8 protein-coding genes and 1 pseudogene are annotated in these 12,154 nt (G+C 70.5%); 6 read left to right on the top strand and 3 right to left on the bottom strand.

Going from position 1 to position 12,154, the window contains the following annotated elements; all coding sequences use genetic code 11:
* Nucleotides 1-16: 16 nt before the first annotated feature.
* Both UK12_RS24990 and UK12_RS24985 read right to left on the bottom strand, forming a co-directional pair.
* Complete coding sequence (locus tag UK12_RS24990; protein WP_045305384.1) at nucleotides 17-514, bottom strand: 2-oxo-4-hydroxy-4-carboxy-5-ureidoimidazoline decarboxylase; 498 nt, start codon at nucleotides 512-514, stop codon at nucleotides 17-19.
* Between the two features lie 357 nt (nucleotides 515-871).
* Complete coding sequence (locus UK12_RS24985; protein WP_045305383.1) at nucleotides 872-1,615, bottom strand: SDR family oxidoreductase; 744 nt, start codon at nucleotides 1,613-1,615, stop codon at nucleotides 872-874.
* 223 nt (nucleotides 1,616-1,838) lie between these two features.
* Between UK12_RS24985 and UK12_RS24980 the strand changes: the two genes are divergently transcribed.
* Complete coding sequence (locus tag UK12_RS24980) at nucleotides 1,839-3,446, top strand: acyl-CoA mutase large subunit family protein (protein WP_045305382.1); 1,608 nt, start codon at nucleotides 1,839-1,841, stop codon at nucleotides 3,444-3,446.
* Nucleotides 3,447-3,521: 75 nt separating this feature from the next.
* On the opposite strand, the gene UK12_RS24975 is transcribed toward UK12_RS24980, so the two are convergent.
* Nucleotides 3,522-5,597, bottom strand: coding sequence for a S53 family peptidase (locus UK12_RS24975; RefSeq protein WP_052682141.1), 2,076 nt, complete (start codon nucleotides 5,595-5,597; stop codon nucleotides 3,522-3,524).
* 394 nt (nucleotides 5,598-5,991) lie between these two features.
* Here UK12_RS24975 and UK12_RS24970 point away from each other — a divergent pair, with 394 nt between their 5' ends.
* The 5 genes and pseudogenes from UK12_RS24970 to UK12_RS24950 all read left to right on the top strand — a co-directional run.
* Entirely contained in the window at nucleotides 5,992-7,257 is a 1,266-nt protein-coding gene (locus tag UK12_RS24970) for an amidohydrolase (RefSeq protein ID WP_052682140.1), read from the top strand.
* A 302-nt stretch (nucleotides 7,258-7,559) separates the two neighbouring features.
* Nucleotides 7,560-8,621, top strand: coding sequence for a BMP family lipoprotein (locus tag UK12_RS24965; protein ID WP_045305381.1), 1,062 nt, complete (start codon nucleotides 7,560-7,562; stop codon nucleotides 8,619-8,621).
* A 177-nt stretch (nucleotides 8,622-8,798) separates the two neighbouring features.
* On the top strand, nucleotides 8,799-10,526 hold the full coding sequence (locus UK12_RS24960) for an ABC transporter ATP-binding protein (protein ID WP_197085154.1): 1,728 nt from the start codon (nucleotides 8,799-8,801) through the stop codon (nucleotides 10,524-10,526).
* A gap of 3 nt (nucleotides 10,527-10,529) precedes the next feature.
* Nucleotides 10,530-11,681, top strand: coding sequence for an ABC transporter permease (locus tag UK12_RS24955; RefSeq protein ID WP_045305380.1), 1,152 nt, complete (start codon nucleotides 10,530-10,532; stop codon nucleotides 11,679-11,681).
* Between the two features lie 73 nt (nucleotides 11,682-11,754).
* Nucleotides 11,755-12,154, top strand: a pseudogene (locus UK12_RS24950) (ABC transporter permease); the annotation flags it as partial.

Genomic DNA, 12,154 nt, shown 5'->3' with positions numbered 1-12,154 from the left:
GCGGGCCGGTGCGGGCCTACCGGGTGGGAGTGGCGGCGGCGTGGGTGGCGACCAGGTGTTCCAGCCTGGTCAGGGCGATCCGGCGGAGCTCGTCGGAGGCGGTCAGCCGCTCCTCGTCCGGGTCGTTCGCCAGTCGGGTGCGGATCGAGACCAGCACAGTGTCGAGCATCTCCTCGGGGGCGATGCCGTCCAGGCAGACCACGAAGACGTGGCCGAACCGTGCCTCGTAGGCGGCGTGCGCGGCGCGCAGGGCGGTGTGGGCGGCCTGGCTGCCGGGTGCGCGCATGCCGAGCAGCGGCTGCGGCATCCAGCTCTCGTCCGCCAGCGCCTCGGCCAGATCGGCCGGACGCAGGTCGTACGAGGCCTCGCTCGCGGCGGCGAGCAGGGACTCTATGTCGGGGTAGGGGCGGTGGGCGGTGAGCCGCAGAGCCCACCGGTGGCTGCCGCAGCAGGCCAGCAGGGCCTCCTCGGCTGCGCCGGGGTCGGCCTCGTTGAAGCGGTGAAGCCCGAGCAGGGACGGCGCCGACAGGGGTGTGAGCCGCTGCGGCGGAATGTCGCTGGTCAGCGGGTCCTCCTCGGGAGGGGAGCAGGCAGGGAGTGGGTGCGCTGACGAACGTACGTGCTGCGCGGTGGCGCGGCGGACCGGTGGAAGCGGAGCCGGGCCGGATGTCAGGAGGCCCGGCCCGGCAGCGGGACCACGGTAGTTGACGGCTCATCAGTTGTGGAGTCGGCGCGCAGAATTCACCCGACCGAGCTATCAAGTTGTGACGTTGACACCAACGGGTCACACCCGGGGTCCCCTGAGGCACTCGGGTATCGGTCGGGGGCGCCCCGCGCCCCTGTTCACCCGCCCGTGCCCCTGAAGGGCTTCTCAGAGGACGCGGTGGACCTTGTGGTTGGCGGCCTGGGCACGCGGCCGGACCACCAGCAGGTCGATGTTGACGTGGGGCGGGCGGGTGACGGCCCAGGAGACGGTGTCCGCGATGTCCTCGGAGGTGAGCGGCTCGGCCACGCCCGCGTACACCGCGGCGGCCTTGTCCTCGTCGCCCCGGAAGCGGGTGACGGCGAAGCCCTCCGACCTGACCATGCCCGGGGCGATCTCGATCACCCGGATGGGCTCCCCGCACAGTTCGAGGCGGAGCGTCGCGGCGATGGTGTGCGCGGCGTGCTTGGCCGCGACGTACCCGCCGCCGCCCTCGTACGCGGCCAGCGCCGCGGTGGAGGAGAGCACCAGGACCGTACCGTCGCCGGTGGCCCGCAGGGCGGGGAGCAGGGCCTGGGTGACCTGTAGTACGCCGATCACGTTGACCTCGTACATGGCCCGCCAGTCGTCCGCGTCGCCCAGCTCCACGGACTCGGCGCCGATCGCCCCGCCCGCGTTGTTGACCAGGACGTCCACCCGGCCGACCTCGGCCGCGAAGACGTCCACGGCGGCACGGTCGGTGACGTCGAGGGTGTAGGCGCGGCCGCCGACCTCCTTGGCCAGCGCCTCGATCCGCTCGGTACGGCGCGCGGTGAGGACCACCTCGAAGCCGTCCGCGGCCAGCCGCCTGGCGGTCGCCGCGCCGATTCCGCTGCTCGCACCGGTGACCACGGCCACCTTCTGCTCGGTCATTGCCACTCCTGGGGAGAGTTCGGTCTGTACCCCCATGATCTCAACCGGCCCGATGATCCCCATTCCCCGGGGCGCAGCTGTGAGCGAAGGCCCGGCCGTGGCGTCTGTCCGGTTCTCCGTGCGCCCCACTACATTGCGAAGCTCCGGCTGAACCTCGGACGGCGTTCATGCCGGGCCTCGAACACAGTTCACGACAGCACCGTCACTCCGCGGAGGAACCCCGATGGCAGCCGAGCCCCGCCGCACCGAACCGGGCCGCTTCACCGAATCAGGCGCTCCGATCGAGCCGTTGTACGGCCCCGAGGCCCTCGCCGGCTGGGACCCGGCGGCCAAGCTGGGCAGGCCCGGCGAATACCCCTTCACCCGGGGCGTCTATCCGACGATGTACACCGGCAAGCCGTGGACCATGCGCCAGTACGCCGGGTTCGGCACCGCCGCCGAGTCCAACGCCCGCTACCGGCAGCTGATCGCCAACGGCACCATGGGCCTGTCGGTCGCCTTCGACCTGCCGACCCAGATGGGGTACGACTCGGACGCCCCGATCGCGGCCGGCGAGGTCGGCAAGGTCGGGGTGGCGATCGACAGCGTCGAGGACATGGGCGTCCTGTTCGGCGGCATCCCGCTGGGCGAGGTCTCCACCTCGATGACCATCAACGCCCCCGGCAGCCTGCTCCTGCTGCTGTACCAACTGGTCGGCGAGGCACAGGGAGTGGCCCCCGGCAGGCTGACCGGCACGATCCAGAACGACGTGCTGAAGGAGTACATCGCCCGCGGGACGTACATCTTCCCGCCGAAGCCGTCGCTGCGCCTGATCGCGGACGTCTTCCAGTACTGCCGGGCCGAGATCCCGAAGTGGAACACCATCTCGATCTCCGGCTACCACATGGCCGAGGCGGGGGCGGACCCCGCGCAGGAGATCGCCTTCACCCTGGCCAACGGCATCGAGTACGTCCGGACCGCGATCGCCGCCGGGATGGACGTGGACGACTTCGCGCCGCGCCTCTCCTTCTTCTTCGTCTCCCGCACCACGCTGCTGGAGGAGGTGGCCAAGTTCCGTGCGGCGCGCCGGATCTGGGCCCGGGTGATGCGCGAGGAGTTCGGCGCGAAGAACCCCAAGTCGCTGATGCTGCGCTTCCACACCCAGACCGCCGGCGTCCAACTCACCGCCCAGCAGCCGGAGGTGAACCTGGTCCGGGTCTCGGTGCAGGCGCTCGCCGCAGTGCTCGGCGGCACCCAGTCGCTGCACACCAACAGCTTCGACGAGGCCATCGCGCTGCCCACCGAGAAGTCCGCCAGGCTCGCGCTGCGCACCCAGCAGGTGCTCGCGTACGAGACCGACGTCACCGCCACCGTGGACCCGTTCGCGGGCAGTTACGCGGTCGAGTCGATGACCGACGAGGTGGAGGACTCCGCGCTCGGACTCATGCGGAAGGTCGAGGAGATGGGCGGCGCGGTGGCCGCGATCGAGCGGGGCTACCAGAAGGGCGAGATCGAGCGCACCGCCTACCGGATCCAGCAGCAGACCGACTCCGGCGAGCGCACCGTGGTCGGCGTCAACCGCTTCCAGCTGGCCGTCGAGGAGCCGTACGAGCCGCTCAGGGTGGACCCGGCGATCGAGGCCCGGCAGGCCGCCCGGCTGGCCCGGCTCCGGGCGGAGCGCGACGGTACGGCGGTGGGCCGGGCGCTGACCGCGCTGCGCCGGGCGGCCGACGGCAGCGAGAACGTGCTGTACCCGATGAAGGAGGCGCTGGCGGCCAGGGCGACCGTCGGCGAGGTCTGCGACGCGCTGCGCGAGATCTGGGGGACGTACACCCCGGTCGACCGCTTCTGACCGGCGACTTCGACCGGCGACGCCGAGGGGCCCCGGGTCGGTTCGCGACCCGGGGCCCCTCGCTCACGCGCTGGCTCAGTGCTTCTTGGCCAGCTTGAAGGACGCGAAGTAGTCCGCGCCGTTCGGGGTGCCGACACCGGTCGCGGTGTCGTAGCCCTTCGACGTGTTCAGGCCGTAGTCGGCACCGATCTTGTACAGGCGGACCTTGAGCGAACCGCCGACCATGCCGAGGTCGACGACGTTGCCGAACGGGGTGTGCACGGCGGCGTTGTTGACGTCGTGGAACGCCTTGGTGCCGGCCCGGTCGTAGATGGCCGGGTTGGCGAAGCCGACGGCGCGGCCGCCGCGCTCCTGGATGGTGTCGGCCAGCACGGCCGCGTACTCCGGAGCGGCGACCGAGGTGCCGCCGTAGCCGCCCTCGCTGTAGGCGCCCTTGTCGGGGGTGTAGCCGACCAGGGTGGCCGCGACCAGGTCACCGCTCATCGCGACGTCCGGGGTGGCCCGCAGCGGGGTCAGCGACTTGGTGCCGTCCGCGGCCGTCATCGAGACGGACTTGGGCACGACGCCCTTCTGGTACCAGGGCTGCTGGAAGTCCTTGGAGACGCCGCCGCCACCGCCGAAGTAGAACGGAGCGGAACCGGGCTGCGGGGTCCAGGACTTGCCGTCGGCCGAGAGCACCGAGCGCTGGTCGCCCATGGAGACCTCGTGGCCGTACTTGCCGCTCTTGTCGGCGAGCTCCAGGGCGGTGCCGCCGACCGAGGTGACCCACGGGGACGCGGACGGCCAGTCGGCCTGCGCCTGGTTGGTGTCCTTCTCGCAGTTCACACCGGTCGCCGCGGCACCGGGCGAGCTGTCGCCGCAGTCACCGCTGGAGACGGTGAAGCTGATGCCCTCGACGGAGCCGAGCTCGAAGATCTGGTTGTCGGCGGCTATGACCGCCGGGTCCAGGTCGCCGCTCTTGCCGTGCATGATCTCGCCCCACGAGTTGGAGACGATGTCGGCCAGGTGGCCGTCGACGACCTTGGCCAGCGCGGCGTTCAGGTCGCCGTCCAGGCACGAGTCTGCGCCGACGTAGGTGACCTTGGCGTCGGGCGCGAGACCGTGCGCCATCTCGACGTCGAGGGCCTCCTCGCCGGACCAGTCACCGCACTCGGACTGGTGGTTCCACTTGTCCTTGCTGACGACCTCGGAGTACTGGCCCTTGGCGAAGGGCTTGTCGCCGTGCAGCTTCGCGAAGTGGTTCGCGTCCTGCTCCATGGTGCCGAGCGCGTAGGCGTCGATGATGGCGATCCGGGCCCCCTTGCCGGTCACCTTGGCATCGGTGATGCCGTACGCCTTGCGCAGCTGGGTCGGGGTGTACGAGCACGGCGCGAAGGGCTCGTTCTTCTCGTACCCGGCCGGGGCGCCCTTGGCCATCTTGGACGCGTAGCCGTTGTCCGAGCAGGTCGGGACCGTCGGCAGGGCGGCCGGCCGGCCGGCCTCGGGCGAGGCGAGGGCGGACCGGGACTGGGCGCCGGAGGCGGCCTGCTCGGCGTCCTTCACCGAGACGGCCTGCGAGACGGCCTTGTGCTGGGTGTCGGCCAGGCCGGCGACGCCCATCACCGCGTCGGCGACGGAGGCCGGGACCACGGCGTTGCGGGCGGGGGCGCGGTGGGTGCCGTCGGCCGTCCGGTACGAGTGGATCGGGGCGCCGAACGCCTTGGTCAGCGCGCCGGTCGAACCGGAGACCTCGAGGTAGTGCGCGGTCTGGTCGGTGACCTTGAGGCCGGCCCCGGTCAGCCAGGCGGTGACCGCCTTGACCTGGGCCGGGGTGGCGCCGAACTTGGCCTTGGCGTCCTCGGCGGACAGGAACTTGCCGTAGTCGGGCGAGTTGACGTCCGAGACGGCCTTGGCCAGCGCGGCCAGACCGGCCTGGTTCTGGCCGGCCAGGTAGACCCGGGCGGTGCTCTGGACGGAGTCGGCGACCGCGCCGGTGTCCGCCTGCGCGGTGGCCCACGCCGGGTGGCTGCCCGGGAGCTCCTTGGCGCTCTGCTCGTTGACCGGGGTGGCAGCTCCGGCGGGAGTCGCGACCGCGAGCGTTCCCAGGATCAGCGCGGCAACGGCCGGAGCCGCGACCGCCGTCCGGGTGCGCAGGGTTCGTGCTGCTGGCACGTAGGGTCCCCACTTCTTCTGTGAAGCTCCGTCAGGTCACCTTCGTGAGGGCATGGCGGAGGAAGCCACGAGCAGTTCACCTAGTCGTGGCAGGGAAGTTGACTGTGCGGTAGTTGTCTATTCGGACGCGTGTGCGCCGCTCAAGAGTGCATGCCAAAGCTTTGCCAGGGCATGACCTGCCGCTAGGGCCGCATGCCGGGGCAATCCGGTCAGAGGGGTGTAATGCGGAAGGTGGCGGAGGGCGCCGTGTCCGTCCGGCCCGGGACTCGTTGCACAGGGCAGTGATCATCGGGAAGGCGGCTGAAACGGTATGTCATACCCATCTCCACGGCCGGTAAGCGTGACTTCGCCGGAAGTCAGGCCAAATCCCCGTCACCGGCCTACTCTTGTTGAGGTGAACCAACCTCAGGCCGTCGAGTCCGCACCCCAGCCCCCCGCCCGCCCCGGTGCCCTCCGAGCGGGGTCCGACCTGCGCGCCCGGGTGCGGGCGTACGAGGCCGAGCTGATCGCGTTCCGCCGGGACCTGCACCGCCACCCCGAGCTCGGCCGCCAGGAATTCCGCACCACCCGGCTGCTGCGCGAGCGCCTGGCGGCGGCGGGCCTGACGCCCAGGGTGCTGCCCCACGGCACCGGGATGATCGTGGACATCGTCCCGCCGGGGACGAAGCCCGGGGCCCCTTTCCTGGCCTTCCGGGCGGACATCGACGCGCTGCCGATCGACGACGCCAAGACCGAGGTCCCGTACCGCTCCACCCTGCCGGGCCGGGCCCACGCCTGCGGACACGACGTGCACACCGTCGTCGTGCTCGGCACCGCGCTGGTGCTGGCCCAGGCCGCGCAGACCGGAGAGCTGAGGCAGCCGGTCCGGCTGCTCTTCCAGCCGGCCGAGGAGGTGATGCCGGGCGGCGCGCTGGACGTGATCGAGGCGGGCGGCATGGAGGGGGTCGGCCGGATCTTCGCGCTGCACTGCGACCCGCGGGTGGCGGTCGGCCGGATCGGCCTGAAGATCGGCGCGATCACCTCGGCCTGCGACCGCCTGGTACTCCACCTGGACGGCCCCGGCGGTCACACCGCCCGCCCGCACCTGACCACGGACCTGGTGACGGCGGTGGCCAAGACCGCCGCCGACCTGCCGGCCGCGCTGGGCCGCCGGATGGACCCGCGCTGGGGCGTCAGCCTGGTCTGGGGCCGGATCTCCTCGGGCTCGGCGGCGAACGTCATCCCGCAGCACGCCGAGCTGGAGGGCACCGTCCGCTGCCTGGAGCTGGACGGCTGGCGCGAGGCCCCCGAGGCACTGCACGAGCTGATCGCCAGGATCGCCGAGACGTACCGGGCCAAGTGGACCCTCGACTACCACCGCGGCGTGCCGCCGGTGGTGAACGAGCACGAGTCGATCGCGCAGCTGGAGAAGGCGATGACCGCCCGCTTCGCGCAGGGCGAAGGACCGGTGGTCGAGGACACCGAGCAGAGCCTCGGCGGCGAGGACTTCTCCTGGTACCTGGAGCAGGCTCCCGGCGCACTGGCCCGGCTCGGCGTCCGGGCGCCGCACGAGAAGGGCGCGCGCGACCTGCACCAGGGCGACTTCGACGTGGACGAGCGGGCGATCGGGATCGGGGTGGAGCTCTTCGCGGCGCTGGCGCTGGAGCACGGCCGGGTGTAGAGCCGCCGCCGGGCGGCGGGCGGCGGGCGGCGGGCGGCAGGCGGCAGGCGGTGGCGGCGGTTGTGGGGTGCGCCCGGTATTGGCGTAGGGTGTTCAGACACTGGCACAGGGTGTTCGCAATACCACCGGGCACTGACAGTTCGGGGAATACGAGGGTGCGGTTTTGTCCGGTTCGTCCGGACGTAGGACCACATTTTGGTAACAACCCGAATGCCCTTCCAGGCCGTAACCCAACCGTGTTCTACGCGCGTTACGGTGGCGCTCGACCACGCCAAACGGGTGTGTGAGAAGGAGAAACTCCCTTGCGCCGTTCAATGAAGCTCGCCGCGGTAGTGCTCTCGGGTTCCCTGGGCATCGCCTCGCTCGCCGCTTGCGGCGCAAAGAGCACCGACAACTCCGCCTCCACCGGCTCGTCCGGCGGCTCCTCGCTCAAGGTCGGCATGGCCTACGACATCGGTGGCCGCGGCGACCAGTCGTTCAACGACTCCGCCGCCAAGGGTCTCGACGACGCCAAGACCCAGCTCGGGGTGAGCGTCACCGAGGCCGAGGCCAAGACCGGTGAGGCCGAGGCCGACAAGGAGACCCGCCTCAAGACGCTGGTCTCCAACGGCTTCAACCCGGTCATCGCGGTCGGCTTCGTGTACCAGCCGGCCGTCGAGAAGGTCGCCAAGGACAACCCGAACGTCAAGTTCGCGATCATCGACTCCTCCTCCAACACCCAGCCGAGCAACGTCACTTCGCTGACCTTCTCGGAGCAGGAGGGCTCGTACCTGGCCGGTGTCGCCGCCGCGCTGAAGAGCAAGGCCAAGCACGTCGGCTTCATCGGCGGTGTCCAGTCCGAGCTGATCAAGAAGTTCGAGGCCGGTTACAAGGCCGGTGTCGCCTCGGTCGACCCGAAGATCCAGGTCGAGACCACCTACCTCTCCACCCCGCCGGACTTCAGCGGCTTCAACGACCCGGGCAAGGGCAAGGAGGCCGCCCAGGGTCAGCTGGACAAGGGCGCGGACGTCATCTACACCGCCGCAGGCTCCTCCGGCTCGGGCGCCATCGAGGCCATCGCGCAGGCCGGCAAGTGGGCCATCGGCGTCGACGCCGACCAGGCCAAGCAGCCCGCGCTGTCCAAGTACAAGGACCACATCCTCACCTCGATGGTGAAGAACGTGAACGTCGCCGTGCTCGAGTACATCAAGGCGGCCAAGGACGGCAACCCGCTGACCGGCATCAAGAACTTCGACCTCAAGGGCAACGGTGTCTCGCTGGCCACCACCGGCGGCTTCATCGACGACATCAAGGGCAAGCTGGACGACGCCACCAAGGCGATCACCTCGGGTGCCACCAAGGTCCCGACCGCTCCGCAGAGCTGACACCAGCCTGGCCTGCCGCTGCCTCCTGTCGGGCAGCGGGCATGATTGACGCACCATCAGGGAGGGGCCCGGCGGGTCGCGCGTGACGCGCTCCACCGGGCCCCGTCCCGTCCCCCCAACCCCCCCGTCTTGGCCCTCCAGCGCAGCGACGCGCCTCCATACCACCAGGAGATCGCCATCACCGCTTCCGAACCCGCCCTCAGCAAGGGCGGCAACCCCAGCGCGGGGACGGCGACACCGGCCGTCGAACTGCGCGGCATCACCAAGCGCTTCCCCGGCGTCGTGGCCAACCACGACATCAACCTCACCGTGCAGCGCGGTACCGTCCACGCCCTGATGGGCGAGAACGGCGCCGGCAAGTCCACGCTGATGAAGATCCTCTACGGGATGCAGAAGCCCGACGAGGGCACCATCGCCATCAACGGCGAGCAGACCGAGTTCAACACCCCCGGCGACGCCATCGCGCGCGGCATCGGCATGGTGCACCAGCACTTCATGCTGGCCGACAACCTCACCGTGTGGGAGAACGTCGTCCTGGGCGGCGAGAAGCTCCACGGCATAGGAGCCAAGGCCAAGGCCAAGATCAAGGAGATCTCCGACCAGTACGGCCTGGGCGTCCGCCCGGACGTGCTGGTCGAGGACCTCGGCGTGGCCGACCGGCAGCGGGTCGAGATCCTCAAGGTGCTCTACCGCGGCGCCAAGATCCTGATCCTGGACGAGCCCACCGCCGTCCTGGTGCCGCAGGAGGTGGACGCGCTCTTCGACAACCTCCGCGATCTCAAGTCCGAGGGCGTCACCGTCATCTTCATCTCGCACAAGCTGCACGAGGTGCTCTCGGTGGCCGACGCGATCAGCGTCATCCGGCGCGGCACCACGGTCGGCGACGCCGACCCGGCCGACGTGACCGCCCGCCAGCTGGCCGAGATGATGGTCGGCGCGGAGCTGCCCTCCCCGGAGAGCCGCGAGTCCACCGTCACCGACGTGGAGATGCTCAAGGTCGACGGCCTGCGGATCGCCAAGGCGGACGCCGAGGGCATCGAGCGCGTCGTCCTGGACGACATCACGCTGCGGATCCGCAAGGGCGAGATCCTCGGCATCGCCGGTGTCGAGGGCAACGGCCAGGCCGAACTGGTCGAGGCCATCATGGGCATGCTCCCGCTCGACGCGGGCAGCGTGGTCCTGGACGGCAGCGACCTCTCCAGCTCGCTCACCCGGGCCCGCCGCGAGGCCGGTATCGGCTACATCCCCGAAGACCGCCACAAGCACGGCCTGCTGCTGGAGGCCCCGCTCTGGGAGAACCGCATCCTCGGCCACGTCACCGAGGCCCCGAACTCCAAGGGCGTGCTGCTCGACCCCGCCGCCGCCCGTGCGGACACCCAGCGGATCGTCGAGGAGTTCGACGTCCGCACCCCCGGGATCGACGTCACCGCGGCCTCGCTCTCCGGCGGCAACCAGCAGAAGCTGATCATCGGCCGCGAGATGAGCCACAACCCCAAGCTGCTGATCGCGGCCCACCCCACCCGCGGCGTGGACGTCGGCGCGCAGGCGCAGATCTGGGAGCAGATCCGCAGCGCCCAGCGCGAGGGCCTGGCGGTGCTGCTGATCTCCGCCGACCTGGACGAGCTGATCGGCCTCTCCGACACCATCCGGGTCATCTACCGCGGCCGCCTGGTCGCCGACGCCGACCCGGCCACCGTCACCGCCGAGGACCTGGGCACCGCGATGACCGGTGCGGCCACCGGCCACATCGAGTCCGATCCGGAGGCCGTCGAGGAGGACAAGGCGATCGCCGCCGAGGGCACCGAGACCGAGGCCGAGCACCCGCACCACGGCGAGTCGCACGACGACGAGTCGCACGACGAGCCCACCGACACCGCCGACGGCACCACGCAGGCGGGGGAGTAACCCATGACCAGTAGTCCTGACACCGCCAAGCGCCCGGCGGCCAAGCGCTTCGACGGCGAGCGCATCCTGCTCGGCCTCGCCGCGCCGGTGCTGGCCGTGCTGCTCTCGGTCCTGCTGTGCGGCATCCTGCTCGGCATCTCCGGCAAGGACCCGTTCAACGCCTTCAACGTGATGCTCACGTACGGCACCAAGTCCGACGCCCAGGTGCTGACCCTCAACCGGGCCACCACCTACTACCTCGCGGGTGTCGCGGTCGCCTTCGGCTTCCGGATGAACCTGTTCAACATCGGCGCCGAGGGCCAGTACAAGGTGGCCGCGCTGTTCGCCGCCTTCATCGGCGCCCAGGTGAACCTGCCCTCGTTCATCCAGATCCCGCTGCTGCTGATCGTCGCCATGCTGGTCGGTGCCATCTGGGCCGGCATCGCCGGCGTCCTGAAGGTCACCCGAGGCGTCAGCGAGGTCATCTCGACCATCATGCTGAACGCCATCGCCACCGCCGTGGTCGGCCTGCTGCTCGTCCCCGGCGTCTTCGCGCCGAAGGCCAGCGGCACCAGCAACTCCATCCAGACCGACCCGGTCTCGGCCTCCAGCCACTTCTTCACGCTGAACACCCAGGGCGGCCCGCTCTGGGGCTTCATCTTCGTCGCCGTTCTGGTCGGCGTGGTGTTCCAGCTGGTGCTCACCCGCACCCGCTTCGGCTTCGACCTGCGCGCCACCGGCCGCTCGGAGAGCGCCGCCCACGCCTCGGGCGTCAACGTCAAGCGCATGGTGCTCACCAGCATGCTGGTCTCCGGTGCGCTGGCCGGTCTGATCGGTCTGCCCGACCTGCTGCAGAACTCGTACTTCTACGGTCAGAGCTTCCAGCCCGGTCTCGGCTTCCTCGGTATCGCCATCGCGCTGCTCGGCCGCAACTCGCCGATCGGCATCGCCTTCTCGGCGCTGCTGTTCGCCTTCCTGGACGTCACCGCGGTCCAGCTGCCGTTCGCCGGGTACCCGCAGGAGATCGTCACGGTCATGCAGGGTGTCATCGTCATCTGTGTCGTCGTCGCCTATGAGCTGGTGCGCCGCTTCGGTCTGAAGCGCCAGCAGCAGAAGGTCGGCGCGGAACTCGCAGCGCAGGCCGCTGCGGCCGCCAAGAAGGAGGTCGCAGCGTGAGCGCGCGCAGCGAGCGAACCGTCAAGAGTTGCGTGTCGTGCGACGCACGCACCGAGCGAAGCGAGGTGTGGGCATGAGTACCGCAACTGCCGCCCGGCCCAAGACCCCGGGCAGTGCGCCCGTCAAGAAGGCCAAGGTCACGGCCCCGGTCGTGCTGCTGCTGATCGCAGGCGTCCTCATGCTGCTGTCGGTGGTCGGCATACTGACCGGCAACCACGGCCTGACCTCCTCCGGCCAGGTCGCCGCCGCCCTCGGCTCGGCCGTGCCGATCGCCCTCGCCGGCCTCGGCGGCCTGTGGTCCGAGCGGGCCGGTGTGGTCAACATCGGTCTCGAAGGCATGATGGTCGCCGGTACCTTCTGCGGTGCCTGGGGCGGCTACCTGGTCAACCCCTGGTTCGGCCTGCTCGCGGGCATGGCGGGCGGCGCGCTCGGCGGTCTGCTGCACGCGGTCATCACCGTCACCTTCGGCGTCG

The sequence above is a fragment of the Saccharothrix sp. ST-888 genome, assembly GCF_000955975.1.
Lineage (GTDB): Bacteria > Actinomycetota > Actinomycetes > Streptomycetales > Streptomycetaceae > Kitasatospora.
This window is presented reverse-complemented; position numbering and strand designations above follow the sequence as displayed.

What these genes read in the sequence shown, in the direction of transcription:
- UK12_RS24985 (WP_045305383.1), bottom strand. Translation starts at nt 1,615, where the DNA reads ATGACCGAGCAGAAGGTGGCCGTGGTCACCGGTGCGAGCAGCGGAATC.
- UK12_RS24980 (WP_045305382.1), top strand. Translation starts at nt 1,839, where the DNA reads ATGGCAGCCGAGCCCCGCCGCACCGAACCGGGCCGCTTCACCGAATCA.
- UK12_RS24955 (WP_045305380.1), top strand. Translation starts at nt 10,530, where the DNA reads ATGACCAGTAGTCCTGACACCGCCAAGCGCCCGGCGGCCAAGCGCTTC.